Annotated in this window: 17 protein-coding genes; 12 read left to right on the plus strand and 5 right to left on the minus strand. The window is 46.7% G+C overall.

Going from position 1 to position 19,288, the window contains the following annotated elements; genetic code table 11:
* The first annotated feature begins 149 nt into the window (after positions 1 to 149).
* On the plus strand, positions 150 to 710 hold the full coding sequence (locus tag SO_RS17060; protein WP_011073454.1) for a prepilin-type N-terminal cleavage/methylation domain-containing protein: 561 nt from the start codon (positions 150 to 152) through the stop codon (positions 708 to 710).
* 70 nt (positions 711 to 780) lie between these two features.
* Entirely contained in the window at positions 781 to 1,098 is a 318-nt protein-coding gene (locus SO_RS17065; RefSeq protein WP_011073455.1) for a DUF3144 domain-containing protein, read from the plus strand.
* 86 nt (positions 1,099 to 1,184) lie between these two features.
* On the opposite strand, the gene SO_RS17070 is transcribed toward SO_RS17065, so the two are convergent.
* Positions 1,185 to 1,799 (minus strand): LysE family translocator, encoded by a 615-nt coding sequence (locus SO_RS17070; protein ID WP_011073456.1) that lies wholly within the window; start codon positions 1,797 to 1,799, stop codon positions 1,185 to 1,187.
* Between the two features lie 402 nt (positions 1,800 to 2,201).
* Between SO_RS17070 and SO_RS17075 the strand changes: the two genes are divergently transcribed.
* The 4 genes from SO_RS17075 to SO_RS17090 all read left to right on the plus strand — a co-directional run bounded on the left by SO_RS17075 (position 2,202) and on the right by SO_RS17090 (position 8,512).
* Positions 2,202 to 2,747 carry a thioredoxin family protein gene (locus tag SO_RS17075; RefSeq protein ID WP_011073457.1) on the plus strand — a complete coding sequence of 182 codons (546 nt, stop codon included), beginning with the start codon at positions 2,202 to 2,204 and terminating at the stop codon, positions 2,745 to 2,747.
* A 458-nt stretch (positions 2,748 to 3,205) separates the two neighbouring features.
* A complete protein-coding gene (locus tag SO_RS17080) occupies positions 3,206 to 4,672 on the plus strand; it encodes a sigma-54 interaction domain-containing protein (RefSeq protein ID WP_011073458.1) in 1,467 nt (488 codons plus the stop codon).
* Positions 4,673 to 5,113: 441 nt separating this feature from the next.
* Positions 5,114 to 6,547, plus strand: a complete 1,434-nt coding sequence (ccoG, locus tag SO_RS17085) for a cytochrome c oxidase accessory protein CcoG (protein WP_011073459.1) — start codon at positions 5,114 to 5,116, stop codon at positions 6,545 to 6,547.
* 366 nt (positions 6,548 to 6,913) lie between these two features.
* The gene (locus tag SO_RS17090) at positions 6,914 to 8,512 is read left to right on the plus strand and encodes a long-chain-fatty-acid--CoA ligase (protein ID WP_011073460.1); all 1,599 of its coding nucleotides are present in this window, start codon (positions 6,914 to 6,916) and stop codon (positions 8,510 to 8,512) included.
* A 57-nt stretch (positions 8,513 to 8,569) separates the two neighbouring features.
* On the opposite strand, the gene SO_RS17095 is transcribed toward SO_RS17090, so the two are convergent.
* The 4 genes from SO_RS17095 to SO_RS17110 form a co-directional block, all read right to left on the minus strand.
* Positions 8,570 to 10,357: an ABC transporter ATP-binding protein/permease gene (locus SO_RS17095; protein ID WP_011073461.1), complete on the minus strand. Its 1,788-nt coding sequence runs from the start codon at positions 10,355 to 10,357 to the stop codon at positions 8,570 to 8,572.
* Between the two features lie 346 nt (positions 10,358 to 10,703).
* The gene (gene hutZ, locus SO_RS17100) at positions 10,704 to 11,261 is read right to left on the minus strand and encodes a heme utilization protein HutZ (protein ID WP_011073462.1); all 558 of its coding nucleotides are present in this window, start codon (positions 11,259 to 11,261) and stop codon (positions 10,704 to 10,706) included.
* 33 nt (positions 11,262 to 11,294) lie between these two features.
* Positions 11,295 to 11,780 carry a heme utilization cystosolic carrier protein HutX gene (gene hutX, locus SO_RS17105; protein ID WP_275450538.1) on the minus strand — a complete coding sequence of 162 codons (486 nt, stop codon included), beginning with the start codon at positions 11,778 to 11,780 and terminating at the stop codon, positions 11,295 to 11,297.
* A 99-nt stretch (positions 11,781 to 11,879) separates the two neighbouring features.
* A complete protein-coding gene (locus SO_RS17110; RefSeq protein ID WP_011073464.1) occupies positions 11,880 to 13,973 on the minus strand; it encodes a TonB-dependent hemoglobin/transferrin/lactoferrin family receptor in 2,094 nt (697 codons plus the stop codon).
* 245 nt (positions 13,974 to 14,218) lie between these two features.
* Here SO_RS17110 and SO_RS17115 point away from each other — a divergent pair, with 245 nt between their 5' ends.
* The 6 genes from SO_RS17115 (at position 14,219) to SO_RS17140 (ending at position 19,212) form a co-directional block, all read left to right on the plus strand.
* Positions 14,219 to 15,043, plus strand: a complete 825-nt coding sequence (locus SO_RS17115; RefSeq protein ID WP_011073465.1) for an energy transducer TonB — start codon at positions 14,219 to 14,221, stop codon at positions 15,041 to 15,043.
* 95 nt (positions 15,044 to 15,138) lie between these two features.
* On the plus strand, positions 15,139 to 15,882 hold the full coding sequence (locus SO_RS17120; RefSeq protein WP_172966568.1) for a MotA/TolQ/ExbB proton channel family protein: 744 nt from the start codon (positions 15,139 to 15,141) through the stop codon (positions 15,880 to 15,882).
* Positions 15,879 to 16,316, plus strand: a complete 438-nt coding sequence (locus SO_RS17125; protein ID WP_011073467.1) for an ExbD/TolR family protein — start codon at positions 15,879 to 15,881, stop codon at positions 16,314 to 16,316. Before SO_RS17120 ends, SO_RS17125 begins: the two co-directional genes overlap by 4 nt.
* Before the next feature lie 93 nt (positions 16,317 to 16,409).
* A complete protein-coding gene (locus tag SO_RS17130) occupies positions 16,410 to 17,363 on the plus strand; it encodes a hemin ABC transporter substrate-binding protein (protein ID WP_011073468.1) in 954 nt (317 codons plus the stop codon).
* 2 nt (positions 17,364 to 17,365) lie between these two features.
* Positions 17,366 to 18,382, plus strand: coding sequence for a FecCD family ABC transporter permease (locus tag SO_RS17135; RefSeq protein WP_011073469.1), 1,017 nt, complete (start codon positions 17,366 to 17,368; stop codon positions 18,380 to 18,382).
* Between the two features lie 11 nt (positions 18,383 to 18,393).
* Complete coding sequence (locus tag SO_RS17140) at positions 18,394 to 19,212, plus strand: heme ABC transporter ATP-binding protein (RefSeq protein ID WP_011073470.1); 819 nt, start codon at positions 18,394 to 18,396, stop codon at positions 19,210 to 19,212.
* Positions 19,213 to 19,288: the final 76 nt, after the last annotated feature.

Below are 19,288 nucleotides of genomic sequence, written 5' to 3' on the forward strand. Positions count from 1 at the left end.
TAAGTTACAATGCCGCTAGCTTAAAAGTGATAAGCAACCATGACAAGCTCACTGTGCGGTTAATTCGCCAGAATTAGCGATAGTTCAAGTTAAAATGCCGCTAATTAAGTGCTATAGTGTCGGCACTTATCCCCTATTCATGCAGATAAATGATCCGCGACCGCTTACAAGGCTCAAGTCCACAATCCGCAGGCTTTACCTTAATTGAACTCGTTGTTGTGATTATTGTGCTTGGAGTTTTAGCCGTTGTGGCCTTGCCCAAGTTTATCAATGTACAGCAAGATGCGCAGATAGCGACAGTCAAAGCCGCTGGCGCGGGTTTTAAATCGGGGTTAAATTTAGCACGTTCAGTTTGGGCGGTTAAAGTCGGCTCAGGCCCCAAGGAAGATTTGCCCGTATTTGGCACAGCACAGTCAGAACAAGTGGACTTTAATGCTAATGGCTGGCCGGTTCAGCACTACATTTATGGCAATGAGGCGTCACCTTCACTCGATAATGTGGAAGATTGTGTCTCAGTATGGGAAGTGTTATTCCAAAATTCGCAGCCTAGCGTCTCACGACTCAATATTGATGCCACCGAAACAGACTACAAAGCCAGTTATATCAGCCCTAATCAATGCCGATATTTTTATCGTGCCAATGATAAATTATCCATTTATTACGATTCACGAACGGGAACGGTCACAACAGACTTAGATCCCAATAGTTAAGACTTAGCGATTCCTTCCAATCAAAATTAGGATAGAATCGCGCACCAATAAATTATTTTGAGTAAGCGCTATGACTGACACGAGCAACACCACTATTTTTGAACTTGCCGATCAATTTATTGCCTTAGCCAATCAGCTAAGCCAGCAAGAAGGTGATGTGGGCAAAGTAGGTACCGCCCTGCGTTTTGCGGCGGCCCGTTTTAATGCCTTTGAAGCAGCGATTAAATCCGCCGACTTAGGTGCTGAAAAAGACAATGCTCTCGAATGGTTTAGCGCAGAATACCGTGAAATGCTGAGCGATAATTTAGACGACCATATCGCCAACCCGCCAGTAATGCAGGAAGAGCCTGCAGAAGTGGATGATTCGGTACAAATCTTTAAAGGCTGATCTGGTATTAAGAGCGAAGCATCGCCAAACCATATCCCATAAAAAAACGCCATCTTGTGATGGCGTTTTTTTATCTCATTGATAACCTAAAGGGTATACAGCACTCTTATTGCCAGCAGAATCAAAACCACGCCAGAGAGTTTATCAATCAACCCTGCTTTTTCCCGCAATTTGGGTAATACACTCGAGTGGGATAACACTAAAGCAATTAAGCTGTACCAAAGTCCATCCACCACCATTGGCGTTAATACGATCAGTGCTTGACCGGTAAAACTATCGGCCACCATTACAAACTGACTGAATAATGCTAAAAAGAACAGCATAATCTTGGGGTTGAAGAGGGAAATCGCAATGCCATCGCGCGCCGCTGTAAGTGCATCTGTAGCCTCGCCGGCCGCAAGTTTTGCTTGCATGCCACCATTTGAGCGCAGCGCTTGAATGCCCATCCATGCCAAATAAACGGCACCTAATATAGCGATACCATTAAATATCAGGGGCGCCTTTTTCAACACCACCGCAAGCCCAAGTAGTGTCACCAACGCATAAATGCCGATACCAATCGAGTGTGCCCAAGCACAAATAATTCCCTTGCCGCGTCCACCGCCCAAGGTATGACGCACCACCATGGCTAAGCTAGGCCCGGGTGACATGGCCCCTAAACAACAAATCGCAAGCAATCCTAACCATGTACTAAAACTCATCTTTACCCCTTCAGCGCATAAAAGGCCCACAAGAAGGCCTTCACAGGAGCGACAGTTTAACACTGGCCAACCCATGAGGTAACTCTCATTTAGCCGAGTTTAGATGATAAAAAGCACCAATAGATTTCCCGCGATGACACTAACGACTCGGGATTCACTTTCATCTTACTGCCCGTCATGTAACCGTACATAATGACGTAAAATCGATGTTATCAACCTCAATACCATTAATAGAGGATTGATCCCACTGGATCGATAAACCCAGGGCCAAACGATCGAACATAGCGCCATTGTTAACATCGACACAATAAGGCTTGTAGGCAAAAAAACATAAATTCACGCAGATTTAAGCTGTTAGCCGCTAAGATAGGGATGGATTATCTGAAACTTATGTAGGCATCTATGGGCACGATCACGCTTATCAGTCTTATTATTCTCGCTTTACTCGTCGGCGCCATTGGCCTGCTGATGTGGCAACGCAGTAAAGGTAAACCCATTCCACTAGCAGTGATTGTCGTCCTTGGATGTTTCGCCCTTGGTCTGGGTGGCATTATCGGTTTTGTCCATAAAGGCGAAGATTATCAAGCCTATCAAAAGCTGCAGTGGCACACGCTAGCTCCCGAAAAAATCGCCCCACTGGTCGCCCAAGGCTACACAGTGTTTGTGGATATCACTTCTGATTGGTGCAGTATTTGTCAAACCAACAAGGCAGAAGTTACCCATAGGGAACAAGTCGTCAATGCGCTTATGGCCGATGATATTATTTTGATGCAGGGGAACTGGAGCGAAGCCGATAACACCATTGCTGGCTATATGCAGTATGAGGGTATCCCAGGCACGCCTTACAATAAAATTTATGGTCCTAGGAACCCTAATGGCATAGTGCTTCCTTCCAAACTCACTATAGAGGCAGTTATCAATGGTCTAGCCCAGGCCAAAGCCTTATAAATCGCCTCAATATACACCAATATCACAGCCTTTTTGCACACTTCAAATCAGTAGAAAGTGATCTTCCGGAAAGGTGGGCAGAAAATCACTCTATACTCTTAACACCTGCGAAACACCCAAAGCGCTATAAAAATAACTTTATATCTAGCGAGTTACTTAAATAAACATCTTAGCTACGTAATGTATATTTCCATAAAATGGCAAGCGTACTTGTCTATTTCAACTTTGCTAACGATATTTATGAAACATTTTTATAACAATTTAATGCTTTAAGCCAGTATTAAATACAACTTTTGAACGATTAAAATTTAAGCCGCTAATTATCAACAAGTTAATGGTCTGACCTCTAAAACCTTCCACATACATATCATCCACGTCTGATATCACTCACGATATATCGCGATTGCCTTAACCTAGTTATACTCGGAGCAACTCATTCGTATTAAGGACTTCGATGAATGGCAACAAAGATTCCCGCCACAATGCCCTTAGATAAGCATTTTCTGCCAGAAAATCAGCTACTGCTTAATGCCGTAGGTGAAGGCATTTATGGTTTTGATTTAAATGGTAATGCTGTATTTATCAACCCTGCAGCTGAGCGTATGACGGGCTGGAAGAATGAAGAGTTACTCGGCAAGAATATCCATAATTGCCATCACCATAGTCACGCGGACGGTAGTCATTATCCCCAAGAAGACTGCCCAATTTACAATACCTTAAAAGATGGAATTGCCCGCGAAATTACCCATGATGTATTTTGGCGTAAGGATGGCAGCAGTTTTCCGGTGTATTACAGCTCAACTCCCGTTTACAGGGACAATAAGCTTATCGGTGTAGTCGCGATATTTCGTGACATTAGTATTCAAAAGCAAACCGAGCAATCGCTTCGCCATGCGTTAGCACAGGTACAGGCGCTTTCGGAACAGCTGGCGAGCGAGAATCACTATCTCCAAGCCGAGTTAGCCGACAAGACTGGTGATGTGGATATTTCAGGCGGTAGTGCGGTGATCCGTCATATGATCCAACAACTGCATATGGTGGCCAATACCGACAGTACAGTGTTGATTTGTGGCGAAAATGGTACAGGCAAAGAACTAGTTGCCCGCAACTTACATCAACTGAGCCGTCGTAAAGATAAGCCGATGATCAGCGTTAACTGCGCGGCATTTTCAGCATCTCTATTAGAAAGTGAGCTCTTTGGCCATGAAAAAGGGGCATTCACAGGCGCGACTTCGCAACGCAAGGGCCGCTTCGAACTCGCCCATCAAGGCACGCTGTTTCTCGATGAGGTGGCAGAGTTAAGTTTAGAGGCACAATCCAAGTTACTGCGAGTGATCCAGGAGCAATCTTTTGAACGCCTTGGTGGCAGTGAAACCATTAAGGTCGATATTCGCTTAGTCGCCGCCAGCCACCATGACTTACTCAAGCGAGTGGAGCAAGGGTTATTTAGAATGGATCTGTATTACCGCTTGAATGTGTTCCCAATTCAAGTACCACCTCTGCGAGCAAGACTTGGGGATATGCCCGAATTAGTCAGCCATATTCTGCACACACTTAACCGCAAGCTAGGTAAAAAAATCCGCGGCGTAAGTCAAAAAGGGCTTAAAAAATTAATGACCTACAGTTGGCCTGGCAATGTGCGCGAATTGCAAAATATTCTCGAACGGGAGGCCATTTTATCTCAAACGGATATTTTACATATCCATGCCATGCCCACGCATCATCTGCAGACTCAAACCGCGGCTTCACCATTACAAACCCTGGCCGAGGCGGAAGCGCAACATATAGAGCAAACATTAAAGCAGCTCAACTGGCGTATTTCGGGCGCGAACGGCGCGGCCAATGTACTCGGCGTCCCGCCAAGTACACTCAGATCGCGGATGAAGAAGCTAGGAATTACACGTCAAATCACTAGGGCGTGTTGACTTTTCAGGGTTATTTTTGCAGCAATTTGGCTAGCTTTTATGCAAGGCAAAGTCCGTGCAGTGTAGTTATTCTACATAAACGGACGATAACGCGGCAGAAAAGCCAGCCAAATGCTGCCCGAAGGGTTCGCCTGGCAAGCCCTTGCTCTTACTTTCTGTCATAAGAGCAGCTCGTCATTTGAGCAGAATAACTACACATCATTCCTCGTTTCGCGAGCACGAACTTGCCAGAACGAACAAAATTTAACCTCTAAACGTCAACACGCCCTAATGATGAATAGTCTCAAAAACGCGATATATCGCCAATAAGCGATATATCGCTACTCAAGCTTACAGAAAATCAATTTTAATCATTAAATATCAATATATTAATAACAAATCCATATTGGCCTAACGCTTGCTATAAGGAGCCGAATCTTATTTAAGCGGTTAGGACTGCATATGCCAAAGAGTGACACCCTACAGAGTGAGAACGCAAAGCGTCCCTCTGCCGAGCAATTTATCCCCGTTAAAAATCTATCAACTGGCGATAAGCCTGCACAAAAAAGCAGTGGCCAGATTCATTTCCGTGAACAAAAAGGCTATTTTCAACGCCTAAGAACCGCGATGAACAGCCTGTTAATTCTGCTCTTTTTCGCCCTGCCCTTTATCTCCTTTGATGGTCGACAAGCGATACTGCTGGATGTGCAGCAGCAACAATTCTTCTTTTTTAACCTCACACTCTGGCCACAGGATTTCACCTTACTTGCTTGGGTGTTTATCGCCGCTGCCTTCGGTTTATTTTTCATTACCGTGTTTTGGGGGCGAGTCTGGTGCGGCTATCTTTGCCCACAAACCGCGTGGACCTTCATGTTTGTCTGGCTCGAAAGCCGAATTGAGGGCAACAGCAATAAACGTAAATTGCTGGATAAGGCGCCATGGTCTGCCAATAAACTTGGTAAAAGAAGCCTCAAACATACCCTTTGGGGATTAGCCGCCTTGATTACGGGTTGTGGCTTTATTAGCTATTTCATTCCCGCCCGCGAACTCTATTCGGACATCTTTACTGGCAATGCTGGCTTTTGGAGCACCTGCTGGGTGTGGTTTTTCGCAATTTGTACCTACTTAAATGCGGGCTGGATGCGCGAACAAATGTGCTTACACTGCTGCCCCTATGCACGTTTTCAGGCCGTCATGTTCGATGCCAATACGAAAACAGTGACCTATGATGCCGCGCGGGGCGAGGCGCGAGGTCCACGTAAGCGCAAACAAAAAACTCAACTCGGGGATTGTGTCGATTGCAATTTATGCGTCGAAGTCTGCCCTACGGGGATTGATATTCGTGATGGACTCCAATACGAATGTATTAACTGCGGAGCCTGTGTTGATGCCTGTAATGAAACCATGCAAAAATTCGACTACAAACAAAACCTGATTAGCTATGTTAGCGAGAATGAGTTAAAGGGCATCGCCCATTCCAACTGGCGCTCACCACGCTTCTTAGGTTATGGCACGGCGGTAGTGATCATGTTGATTGTGATAGGTTTAGATCTTTCCAGTCGCAGTGAAATTCAGCTCAACGTGATCCGCGATAGGCAGAGCCTATATCGTGAAACCGCTGATAATAGAGTTGAAAATACCTATCAGCTGAAGATCCGTAATAAGACTCAGCAAACTAAGCAATACCAACTCGCCGTCAATAGCAAAATGCCCTTTAGCTTAATTGCCGCCCCCGTTATCACCCTGGCTGCGGGGGAACAAGCAGATTATCCCGTCACAGTATTAGCCGATAAGGATGCAATCCCCGCGGGGCGCAAGGTTATCGAATTTTCGGTAACAGATATAAGCGAGCCGAAGCAAAGCGTAAGCCAAGAGACCGGATTTTTTAGTCCTTAATTCATAGCCTCAACAATCTAATTTGAGCCGTTAACAACCAATAAGACGCTATTTATTTAGCGTCTTATTGGTTTTGCAAATAACAACATATTGAGTGCCCTTTTCTTTCACCCTATTCACCTGCCAATTGCTGCAAAAACACACCTAAAATGTCAACACATCCTAATATACCCAACGTAATAAAGACTTAACTCTGCTCCGCTTATATAGAGTAAAAACACTATTTTTAACATAAAGATAGAGCCTGTGGCAGGATAGAATTATTTATCGATAAACATTGACCTTATAGGCTGAATCCTTCTAATCTAAACACCCGTTTGATTTTAAAATAATAATAACGACTAAACCTATTTGAGGTAGTTAGGCATGGCATACGATCAAGAGTCACAACTCGAACTTGGCAAGTACTCATCACTCATAGACTTAATCGAACGCACTAGCCAACGCTTTGGCGATAAAACGGCATATGCTTGTTTGGGGAAAAATAGCAGTTTCAATGAGATAGAACGCGACTCACGTTATTTTGCTGCCTATCTGCAAAATAACACTAACTTAAAACCTGGTGATCGCATCGCGATCCAGTTACCCAATATCACCCAATTTGTCATCGCTGCCTATGGGGCGCTGCGAGCGGGCCTTATCCTTGTCAACACCAACCCGCTGTATACCGAACGTGAGCTCATTCACCAGTTTAATGATTCGGGTGCTAAGGCATTGGTGGTGTTATCGGACTTACTGCCAACATTGGCCAAAGTCGTTGCAACCACCCCCATTGAACTGGTTATTTCGACTCATCCGTTAGATCTTATCGACCCACAAGTTCAGCCCAAGACAGGGCTTAAAAATGTTGAATTCTGTCATGTATTACAACAAGGTGCGCTGTTACCCTTTACTCGCTTTGTACCAACATTGAGCGATCTGGCGGCACTGCAATATACAGGTGGAACAACGGGACTTTCTAAGGGTGCAATGCTGACCCACGGCAATATGCTTGCCAATGCGGCGCAGGTAAAATCCCGTATTGGTAGCGTGATCAGCGAAGGCGAAGACATTTTTGTCGCGCCATTGCCGATTTACCATATTTACGCCTTTATGGTGAACTTGGTGCTTTATTTTGAATGCGGTGGATGCTCAGTACTAATCCCTAATCCCCGTGATATTAATGGCTTAATCAAAACGCTGGCGAAATATCCTTTCACCGGTTTTGCGGGACTTAACACTCTATTTGTCGCCCTCTGCCATCAACCCGAATTTAAAGCGCTAAATTTTAGCCATTTAAAAATCACCATTTCTGGCGGTACTGCACTCACAGCCGCCGCTGCCAATCTGTGGCAACAAACCACTGGTAATACTATTAGCGAAGGTTATGGATTGTCAGAAACCTCGCCTGTAATCTCTCTCAATGCGCCGGGATATCAAAAGATCGGCACGATTGGCAAACCCGTTCTCGGGACTGAGGTAAAACTCTTAGATGAAAGCGGCAACGAAGTCACCCAAGGCACCGCTGGTGAGCTCGCAGCCCGTGGACCACAGGTGATGCTAGGTTATTGGAATAATCCACAAGAAACAGCCAATGTGATGACACCCGATGGCTTTTTTAAGACTGGGGATATTGCGATTCTTAACGAGGAAGGCTTCCATCAAATCGTTGATCGTAAAAAGGATATGATTATTGTCTCCGGCTTTAACGTATATCCTAATGAAGTTGAGAATGTGCTTGCTAGCCACCCTAATATCATTGAATGCGCCGTGGTTGGCGTAAAGGATGATCACTCGGGGGAAGCGGTTAAAGCCTTTATCGTACTGAAGGATGACAGCCAAGATCATGAGAAAATAAAAACTGCCATCCTCAACTTCTGCCGAGAGCAACTCACGGCCTATAAGCTACCTAAGCAGATTGAATTTATGTCACAACTACCTAAGAGTACCGTGGGTAAAATTTTGCGCAGAGAGCTTAAAAACTAGGTTTAATAAACCAGACAAACCCCAGAATCAACCTCTGGGGTTTTGTTTTATCAGGGCTTAATCACTCAGTGGCATAGCCTCATCCGTCAATAGCTGCAGAGTCGCAAACTCGCGGTATAAAGCATTGGTTTTAATTAAATCTTGATGTTTGCCGCTGGCAACGATTCGCCCCTTATCAAACACAATAATCCGATCCGCATTAATTACGGTGGCTAGCCGATGGGCGATGATTAGCGTGGTTTTACCTGCCATTAACTCATCGAGCGCCTGTTTGACTTTTTGCTCACTCAAGGCATCGAGTGCACTGGTGGCCTCATCGAGTAATAGGATGGGTCTGTCGGCTAAAATGGCCCTCGCAATGGCAATCCGTTGTTTTTGCCCGCCAGATAAACGCACGCCACGCTCACCCAAATAGGTTTGATATCCCTCGCTAAATTCACTGATAAACTCATGTGCTCGGGCTGCAATACAGGCATCAATCACTTCTTGCTCGCTAGCATCGACGCGGCCATAGCGCACGTTTTCCAGCACACTGGTGGCAAAAATAACCGAATCCTGCGGCACCAGCGCAAACTGTGCCCGTAAATCCTGTGGTGAAAGCGCAGCAATATCAATCCCATCCAATAAGATACTGCCCGATGAAGGCACATAAAACCGCTGCAATAACTGAAACAGGGTACTCTTACCGGCACCACTCGGGCCGACCAAAGCCACCCGCTCGCCGGCATTTATTACAAGGTTTAAGTCGCTGAGCACTAACTGAGTTTGCTCGGGATAATGGAAGTTCAGCTGATGTAATTGCAGCTCGCCACGCACTTTCGTGGGCAAAGTTTTAGGCACCAGCGGCGCCGGAATATCGACCTCAGTCTCAGCCAACTCGATTAAACGTTCGGCGGCGCCCGAGGCGCGTTGGATTTCCCCCACCACTTCACTAATGGTCGCAACCGCGCCAGCGACCATCACGGCATAAAACATAAAGGCTGAGAGTTCGCCGCCCGTCATCTTACCCGACATCACATCGTGGGCGCCGACCCAAGTCACTAGCGCAATAGCGGCAATACTGAGGAACATCACTGATGAAATCAGCAGCGCGCGGTAACGAATGCGGCCGCTGGCGGCGGTCATCACATCTTCGACACGGCCGTTAAATAAACTGCGGTCCTTATCCTCATGGCCATAGGCCTGCACTGTGTGGATCTCATGCAAGGTTTCATCCACATAGGCACCGAGATCCGCCACCCTATCTTGGCTCTCGCGCGCTAAGGTGCGCACCTTTCTGCCAAAAAAACTAACCGGTCCAAGCACTAAAGGTACCGCCAGTAGCACCAGTAGTGTCATCTTCACGCTGGTGATTCCCATCATCGCCAGCCCACCAATAACCGTCACGCCGGAGCGCAGTGCCATAGAAAGACTCGAGCCGACCACTGTTTGCAGTAAAGTGGAATCGGCGGTAAAACGCGAAATCACCTCGCCAGTACGCACCTTGGCATAAAACGCCGGAGATAACTTAAGTAATTGATTGTAAACCGCAAGCCGAATATCGGCACTGACACGCTCCCCAAGCCATGTCATCAGATAAAAGCGGCAGAACACCGCAGTGCCACTCACAGCAGTAATCACCAGTACGAACAGAATGATCTCATTAAGGCGCTGGGCGTTATCCTTAATAAACCCCTCGTCCACCATCAAACGCACACCTTGGCCGAGGGATAACCAAGCCAAAGAACCGATCAATAAGAATACAATCGCCGCGACAACCCGCGGGCGATAGGGCTTAAGAAATTGCCAAATCCAAGGTAACACCGCCCGCTGGCTAACCGAGGCGTAAGAAGATTGTTGAGACACTGCGGACTCCAATAATGGTCGAAGAGGTGGAATGCTCGAATCGGTGGGCGGTATACCCAACAACTTAAATGCTCAAGATACTTTGGATATCTGAGTAATTTATTCACTCTGACTATCCTTGCACTTTATTTACCTTGAACTTAGCACAAATGACAATGAACTGAGCATACAAGAAATCGCATACGATAACTTAAGTTATGGTGGCAAAGTAAAAATTCAAGGCTAAGAACAGCAAAGCCAAAAATAAACCCGCATTGATAGCGGGTTTATGATGGACAGTATTAATTTAGGTAAGCATTAAGGTGTTAACTACCAATTCAGTTTTACCTCTATCAACGAGGCTAACTTAGGCTACCTGCATATCTTCAGGCGTTTTTGGCGTGCCGTGGTGACCATCGCGCTTCCAGTTAACATCAAGCAGTTCGCTGCCTGTCAAACTAAAGGCTTGGCCAAAGCCTTTGACATACAATCCCTGATGGGGCGCTAACTTGTACAGGTTAAAGTCCGTCAGCGCCGCCAAATTATCCGACATGTCGCCAAAACGTTTAGATAACAGGCTGACTCCTTTGCTAAACGAAGGCGTATCACGTGCAACCGCTTGAGCCATGGCATCAAAGGTTAATCGTTTGCGGGCGAATACGGATTTTGCTTCAGCTTCATCCTCCACCAGCATGACAGACACTTTAGTCGACTGTTTAAGATTGTGGCCGTGGCGCGCTAAGTCACTCACTAAGATATAAAAACCATCGTCTGCTAATGCAAATGGCGCGTAACTGGCATTAGGTTGACCATCGGTATCGACGGTGGCGAGTTGTAAGGTTTTACGTTGTTGTTTAAAGGTTTCAATTTCAGGTAACAGTTTGTCCCTTAAACGCTGTTCTTGCTCGGAAATTTCAGGCTTCATATTAGTTTCCTCAATAAATTACGTTCATCAATGTTAATCAGCAAAGGTGGCGGCCAGCGCTTTAAAACGGCGCACTTGGTCAGGAAAAAGCACTCTTTGCTTGTCACGTCCTAAATAAACTTTAAATACCACCTCCCCCTGAGGTCCAAAAAAGTTAATTGAATGGCTCTCGCTGCCCCTAAAAGGTCTGCTGATCAAGGCTATCGCCCGCATGCCATCCAATTTAAGATGACCATGTAAGCCATCCCCTTTGCTGTAGAGGTTGTAGTAGCCATGGGCAAATTTTCCTTGGGGAAAATCGCCTTTAAATTCAAATACACTGCCCGAAAGCATCACTATGGTGGTTAACGAACCCCACTCGGGTAAGCTTTGTAGTAACTCGTCCATATGGGCCAAAGGTAAAAACACTCGCTGCGCTTGAGGTAAGGCGGTAACCACCTCAAGCTCGGCAATACCTAACTCACTGGCCAATTGTGCAGGCATTAAATCTGGTTGAGTTTCAAATCGTTGTCGCAACATTTGCTGGGTTTCAGCATTTGAATCTCGGCGACTCAACACGTTATCCGTGTTTTCAATGTCGACTGTTTGGGTCATTTCGCAGATCCTCTATCCCAAGGCTTAGAACATGTAGCGTGCAGACAGCTTCATATTACGGCCGGGCTGATACAAGGTTTGCCACGCCTGCTGATACTTCTCATCACCAATGTTTTCAATGGCAAAATCAACTCTCAGGCCCGACATCACACCCATCGCGGGCTCCCATGCTAAGTACACATCCCAAAGGGTGTATTCATCATACTTAGCAACACTGTAGCCTGTAGGTGTATTCGTTTGGCTGGCAACATAGGTCACTCGAGTGCCTAGCTTCATATCGCCTTCCATAATCCCTTGGGACAGGTCGACATTAAACTTATTGGCTGGCATCCCTTCGATATAATCGCCAGTGTTACGGTCTTCTCCGCGGGTTTGACCATAATTCATCGCTAAACGCGTTTGTCCGATGCGATAACGACCGCTGAGTTCAAAGCCAGTTAATTGAGCGTCTTCCACATTGTTCCACGAGGTTGTTTGCTCAAGTCCTGGTATTCCCCGATACGGATTAGAGACTTGCTGAACAATAAAATCGTCCACATCGTTACGGAAGATGTTTAAAGTAATCGCTAACTCATCATCACCCGCTAACTCATTGAAGCGAAAGTCAGCTTTAAGCTCTTTATTACGCGCCACTTCAGACTTTAGGTTAGGATTCGTCGCAAAGGTGTTACATAACCCTTTGGGTAAGAATCCGGGGATCGGCGGGATGCAGTAATGGGTGCCGCTAGAGAACATTTCTTCCACCGTCGGCGCTCGGAAGGCCTGATCATAGCGCGCACTTAAGGTCAGCCATGGCTGCGTTTGCCAACTTAATCCAAGTGAAGGAGATAGCTCAGTATCATCAGCAGATGCGTTAAGGTTATGACTCTGGTTTTTAAAACTGTCATAACGCAAAGCTGCATCGAGGTTTACCGTTTGTGTCAGTTGCACATCCGCCCGAGTAAAAGCTCCCCATACCGTTGTTTCGCCATCAATATCCTCAGGACGCTGCCCAACCTGTCCCTTATCGTCTCTGACGGTTTTAAGGGTATCGCGATAGCCATCAACACCGTAGGTCAACTTAGTGTTACCGAGTTGAGAACTATTGTTCAAATTAATGCCAACGGTGCGGTATTCAGTACTGTCTAATTGGCCTTTAGTGACACGGTCTTCGTCGTAATCTGTGCTATTCCAATAAACCTGCAGATGAGTATCCAAATAAGGATTATTGGCTGGCGCTAAGCTGTAATTGAGGGTGATATTTTGATCGTCCGTTTTGCGGCGCACTAAAGGCACTGAGCTACTCACCGCTGCTGAAGGGTTACTTGGCACCAATTCATTAATCTTGTTAACTCTTGCCGATAACGCTAAGCGCGAGGCTTCATCTGCCTGCCAGCCGAATTTAGCCAGTCCACTGCTTCCTGAAGAAGCGCTGTTGACTAAGGTTTCATCATTGCCGGTATTAATATTATTGGAATCAAAATAACTGCCATTGAGCAACCAATCGACTGTCGCTTGCTGGCCATAGACTGCACCGCTGGTTTTAGTGCGGTCGCCATTGGTGTCATAGCCTTGCTTTAGGTAACCACCAAAGGTTTCATTTGGCGCTAAAAAATCCTGAGCAGACTTAGTATTTTGTGCAACAACGCCGCCGAGGGCACCACTGCCCCACAAACTACTGGCAGGGCCACGGATCACCTCGATAGATTTAAGTAGTTCAGGGTCCATAAAATAGGAACCGCGATGACCCGAACTGGTATTTTGCCTGGCACCATCGATCGTTTGTAAAACACGATCACCGCTTAAACCACGAATTTCGACGCCCTGAGAGGTCGCTCTTGGGCCATTTGTTAAGTTAATATTCGCTTCGTTTTTTAATACTTCTGCAACCGATGAAGCCTGTGAAACGTTAAGCTGCTCTTCTGCGACAACAGCAACACTTCGACTGGTTTCAGACACTTTCTCACTCAAACGCGTCGCACTCACTAACACTTCATCAAATTCAGTTTCGACAACTCCCTGTTCAGCACTCTTCTGAACCGCAGTGGGTTTGACGCCTTCTTCAGCCGCTAACGCAAAACTTAGCGCCGTACTACTTAGTGCCATCGCAACGGCGATCACTAACGGCTTTTTGTTCATATTACCTTCCTCAAATTATTAATTTTATTAATCAATTAGTATCTAAAAAGACCCGTAACAGTCATTCGCCCACCTTGGCATTTTGCTAGTTTTTTGAGCATTCACTTTAGCAATTGCAGGCACTCTAACTGAGAATATAAAATTGATCAAATAGAAATCATTATCATTTGCGATCTTATTTATACTTATGTATCTTAATTAGCAATGATTGATGAGTGAATGCTTTTGGAATTGGAAGGTTTGCCGTGACACCGAAACGATATTTAGCTTTTGGCGCATTAACTGTTGCGATTCAAACGGGGGTTATAGCTTCGCAACCTACGCCTGCTCAGCTTAAAATAGTCAATTCACCGACCATTCAGGGTGAATCACATCAACGTGTTACCTTAAACCCTGTTACCTTAAACTTTGCTAAACCCCAAATAGCTGCGGCATCGGATGCTGCTCGTAACGCTGTTAACAAAACCCAATCCCATCACGCATCATTGGTACACACTGTTACCGCACCATCGACACGAGCTGCTCAACCAAAGCTGACAACATCTACACCTAAAAAAAACGTTCAAAGTAAGACTGAGCAAAAACAAAGTATTACTGCATCAATTGATAAAAAAACCATCGCGCAGCCAAAGTCTAAACAGTCGCAGGAGCATCACTACACCGCCAACACTGACAATCTAAAATCCACAGAAAAAATGGCGGCACACGCCGAGTTAGTGCCAACCAAACCCACACCAAGTTTGAATGAGCAGCCGCATTCAATGGATAGCAATATGGCGCCTCATCAAACCGTGGTTGAACTCACATCCCCCACTTTTGCCAGTCAACCTCCCCAACCTACATACCCGCGCATGGCACGCAAAAAAGGCTTGGAAGGAACCGCAACAATTGAAGTGATGTTTAACGAATTTGGACAACAACTCGCCCTCACGTTAGTCAAAAGCTCTGGTGTCAGCCTGCTGGACCAAGCGGCACTAGAGGCGGTAGAGACTTGGCAGTTTGAGGCGCCAAGCCCAAAACTGGCGAGCCATTACAAGGTGAGGGTACCGATTCGCTTCGCCTTAAATTGATCCTGTGGCGATGCAGTGCTTAACCACGCTAATCCAATTGCAACGCATTTGGCTGAATGCTTGATAACAGATCTAACTATAGAGACTCACCGTTTATGACTGACTTTTCTACCCTACATGGCCAGCTCGGTTCACTCACCTGGCCTTTGCTGATATGTGCATTCCTCGCCTTGATGATTTGCCTTGAGCGTAGCGCACTGTTTTTACAACAATCCGCAGCGTCAATCTCCCCAAAAAAACAAGCTTGGGTTAAAGAGCTACGCCACTCTGATGCCAAACCGACGAGCGAAAACATTCAAGCGTTACTATCCAAAACTAGCCATCAGCAGGATTTACTGGCCCGTGGCGCAACACTGCTGTTAGCGCAAGCACATCAACCCAAACCACTCAGGGAAGAATTACTCAGTCTATGGTTGAATAAACAACAAAGGGAGCTGCAAGCGGGCCTTAAGATTTTGCAAGTGATAGGGATTATTAGTCCGCTACTGGGGTTACTCGGTACGGTACTTGGATTAATTGACATGTTTGCCCAACTTGGCCAGTCCCAAGGGCCAGTCACACCTGCGCAACTCAGTGCGGGGCTTGGTCTGGCGATGAATACTACCGCTGCAGGTCTTATCATTGCGGTGCCGACCATTACCGCCGCCCATTTATTCGGGATCTGGGCGCATAGCCAATGCTTAAAAGCGAGCCATGTGCTGAATCAAATTAACTTATGGTTATCCGGTGTAGACAAGCAACCACTTGAACAGGACTTATATCAGGCATTCGCTCGAGGAAATCAGGCTAATCAAACACCTAACGCTCCACACGCAGCATCTCTTGAGTCTCAGCCATGATAAGCACTCACCACACGTCGTTACCCCAAGCGGGGATCAGTGCCTTAGAGCCACTCCCCAGCGTCGATCTTACGGCATTGATTGATATTATTTTTATTGTTTTAGTGTTTCTGTTACTCACCGCCAATAGCCGTTTGCTGAGCTTACCCGTTGATGTGCCTCAAAGCCCAAGCAGCGCCATTATTGCACTCGAGCATAAGCAATCGATAGCCATCAATATTATGGCGAGTTCACCCTACTGGGCGATTAATGGCGAAAAATTTGCTGATTTAACCGCGTTTAGTACCGCGTTTGAAGCGCAGTTAACGGCCCAACCACAGGCCACCGTCATTATTGCTGCCGATAAGGCCGCGCCAGTTGAACCGCTAATGCAGCTACTGGCACTTTTGCAGGGCAACGCCATTAATCAAACCCAAATTTTGATGGAACATTAACCCTAAACCTTAACTCAATCGTGTTTTAACCCGTTTACCCTGCAAGGCTGATAACACCTCGACCTTGCTTTTAGATGGATCAGGAGTTTACCCATGTTGTTTCAAGCTGCACGTTATAGATTCAATAAACTCAGTCAACCGACCGATAGCAATGCATTCAATAAATGGTTGTGTCTACTCCCCGCAGTCACAGCACTCTTTTCATTTAATGCTTGGAGTGCAACTCAGGATATAAAGTTGGTGAGCGCGGGGGCAGGTGTCACCGAGTTAGTGCTGGCGTTAGATGCGGCCGATGAGTTAGTGGCTGTCGATGCCACCAGCTATGTGCCTGAACAATTAAGCTCAGTCGCCAAACTGGGATACCACCGCATGCTTTCCGCTGAAGGCATTATGGCACTCAGCCCTACACTGGTCGTGGGGTCCGATGTAATGGGCCCAGAAACCACCCTCAACGTACTAAAACAAGCCAATATCAAGGTAGTGCAATTACCCTCAAGCGCCGATGAGCAACAATTAATGAGCAATATCGATACGCTGGCACAATCGCTTAACCGAACAGACAAAGCAGCCCCGCTAAAGCAGGAGTTGCATCAAAGGCTAGATAAGTTAAATAAGCAAAAACAACAACTCAGCCAACATAATGCTCAGCCAAAAATCCTCTTTATGTTATTACAGGAAGGACGAGGAGCCCGGGTCGGTGGCAAAGGTACCGCTGCCGATACTATTATTGCGCTATCGGGCGCAAAGAATATTGCAGACTTTGAAGGCTACAAGACATTGTCCCAAGAGGGCATTCTCGCCTTACAACCGGATGTGATTTTACTGTCTAACCGCAGCGAAAAAACTGACTCGCAAACCAACAGTCAAACAACCCACGCTCTATTAAAGGAGATGCCGCTACTAGCGCATACTCCCGCAGGCCAAAATGGTCATATCCAAACCCTTGCCCCGCAAGCTTTACTGGGAGGCTTAGGCATTAGCGCCATTGGTGCTGCCGAAACGCTTGCAGATGCCCTGCTCACCCAAGGTAAAACGGCGGGCAAATAACCATGTTACAGTATCGCTGGCTTTGGCCCACAATGATGATGCTCCTCATCCTGAGCAGTATACTCTCGGTGAGTGTCGGTCCCGTAAGCATTAGTCTTATGGACTCCCTCAGTGCGGTATTTAATTGGGCAACCCAGCAAAGCATTGGCAATATTGCGCCCCATGAGCAACTGGTGGTGAGTAACGTGCGCCTACCAAGAACCTTGTTAGCCCTTACGGTAGGCGCGATCCTTGCTCAATGTGGTGCTGTGATGCAGGGATTATTCCGCAATCCACTGGCAGATCCAGGTATTATCGGGGTGTCATCGGGGGCCGCATTAGGTGCGGCCATCTGTATCGTGTTATTTCCCGACGTGGGATCTTTAATGATTTCCCTTGGCGCCTTTCTCTGTGGGTTAGCCACAACCCTGATCGTTTATCGTCTGGCGAGTAACGGTTTAGGCACATCTGTGGTGTTATTGCTGCTTTCCGGCGTGGCGATTGCAGCGCTAGCAGGAGCGGGCATAGGCGTACTGACTTATCTCGCTAATGATATGGCATTACGTGACTTAACCCTTTGGCAAATGGGCAGTATTGCGGGGGCTCAATGGCAATATGTCGGCCTGTGTTTACTGGTATTAGTGCTGCTGAGTTGGCGTTTTCAGCGTGATGCCATGGCACTTAATGCCCTGCTACTGGGTGAAGCTGAAGCCCGACATTTAGGGATTAATGTCGACCGTCTTAAGTTAAGACTCATCCTACTCTGTGCATTAGGCGTAGGCGTCAGTGTGGCCGCAACAGGGATTATCGGTTTTATTGGTCTAGTGGTTCCCCATTTAGTGCGGATGATTTTGGGGCCCGATCATAAACGACTTTTACCCATGAGCGCCCTCTTGGGAGCTGCGCTTTTAGCCTTAGCTGACATAGGTGCGCGGACATTTTTACCCCCCGCCGAATTACCTGTCAGCTTAGTCACAGCGCTTATCGGTGCGCCTTTCTTTATCTTTTTACTCCTGCAACAACGCAGCAAATTAATCTAAGCGAGAACTCCATGGCTATGAGCTTATCGGCTGCGCCCGTCGCTAAACAACATTTTGAACGTACTCAATTAACCGTGGATAGACTCAGCTACGCTATCGGCGATAAGGCGGTGTTGAACAACATTCGCGTGCAATTTCAACCGGGCAGTGTCACCGCACTTTTAGGGCCTAATGGGGCAGGCAAATCCACACTGTTAAAGGCTCTGTGCCAAGAGATCCCCTCCGCGCAAGGCAGCATCAAGCTTGGCCACTGCCAACTGGTGGATTGGCCAAGGGCTGAACTGGCAAAATCCCTCGCTGTTCTGCCTCAACATGCCAGCTTAACCTTCCCCTTTACCGTTGATGAAGTGGTGGCAATGGGGCTTTATCCCTTAACCTTGAGTCAAAAAGAAGGGCAGCAGTTAGTCACAAAATGGCTTGCCGAAGTGGGTGTATTGCATTTAGCTCGGCGCAGTTACCCCACGCTTTCAGGGGGAGAAAAACAAAGGGTGCAACTGGCGAGGGTGTTAACGCAGTTAAGCCAATCCCCCTTCCCGCCTATTTTACTGCTCGACGAACCTACCTCAGCACTGGATCTGGCGCAGCAACACAAAGTATTAGCGCTAGCAAAAAATCTCGCCCACAAGCACGCCTACACTGTGATTGTGGTATTGCACGACCTCAATCAAGCTGCCCGTTACAGCGACAGAGTTATCGTCCTCAAACAGGGTGAAATCGTCAGTGAAGGTACACCTAACGATGCATTATCGATTGATATAATTCGCCAAGTATGGGATTACGAACCTGAGTTTATTCCTGCACCACAGGGTGATTACCCACTGATTTTTTAATGCAAAATTGACTTCACTAGCGCCTTTAGCGGCACAGTTGTGGGTATAATCGCTGCAATAGACACCTAAAGTCACA

The organism is Shewanella oneidensis MR-1, assembly GCF_000146165.2.
GTDB lineage: Bacteria > Pseudomonadota > Gammaproteobacteria > Enterobacterales > Shewanellaceae > Shewanella > Shewanella oneidensis.

Excerpts from the sequence above, each read along its gene's own strand:
- SO_RS17135 (WP_011073469.1), top strand. The coding sequence starts at position 17,366 with ATGTTACAGTATCGCTGGCTTTGGCCCACAATGATGATGCTCCTCATC.
- hutX (WP_275450538.1), bottom strand. The coding sequence starts at position 11,780 with ATGTTGCGACAACGATTTGAAACTCAACCAGATTTAATGCCTGCACAA.
- SO_RS17130 (WP_011073468.1), top strand. The coding sequence starts at position 16,410 with ATGTTGTTTCAAGCTGCACGTTATAGATTCAATAAACTCAGTCAACCG.
- SO_RS17140 (WP_011073470.1), top strand. The coding sequence starts at position 18,394 with ATGGCTATGAGCTTATCGGCTGCGCCCGTCGCTAAACAACATTTTGAA.
- SO_RS17065 (WP_011073455.1), top strand. The coding sequence starts at position 781 with ATGACTGACACGAGCAACACCACTATTTTTGAACTTGCCGATCAATTT.
- SO_RS17070 (WP_011073456.1), bottom strand. The coding sequence starts at position 1,799 with ATGAGTTTTAGTACATGGTTAGGATTGCTTGCGATTTGTTGTTTAGGG.
- SO_RS17120 (WP_172966568.1), top strand. The coding sequence starts at position 15,139 with ATGACTGACTTTTCTACCCTACATGGCCAGCTCGGTTCACTCACCTGG.
- SO_RS17110 (WP_011073464.1), bottom strand. The coding sequence starts at position 13,973 with ATGAACAAAAAGCCGTTAGTGATCGCCGTTGCGATGGCACTAAGTAGT.
- SO_RS17075 (WP_011073457.1), top strand. The coding sequence starts at position 2,202 with ATGGGCACGATCACGCTTATCAGTCTTATTATTCTCGCTTTACTCGTC.
- ccoG (WP_011073459.1), top strand. The coding sequence starts at position 5,114 with ATGCCAAAGAGTGACACCCTACAGAGTGAGAACGCAAAGCGTCCCTCT.
- SO_RS17060 (WP_011073454.1), top strand. The coding sequence starts at position 150 with ATGATCCGCGACCGCTTACAAGGCTCAAGTCCACAATCCGCAGGCTTT.
- SO_RS17125 (WP_011073467.1), top strand. The coding sequence starts at position 15,879 with ATGATAAGCACTCACCACACGTCGTTACCCCAAGCGGGGATCAGTGCC.
- SO_RS17080 (WP_011073458.1), top strand. The coding sequence starts at position 3,206 with ATGGCAACAAAGATTCCCGCCACAATGCCCTTAGATAAGCATTTTCTG.
- hutZ (WP_011073462.1), bottom strand. The coding sequence starts at position 11,261 with ATGAAGCCTGAAATTTCCGAGCAAGAACAGCGTTTAAGGGACAAACTG.
- SO_RS17090 (WP_011073460.1), top strand. The coding sequence starts at position 6,914 with ATGGCATACGATCAAGAGTCACAACTCGAACTTGGCAAGTACTCATCA.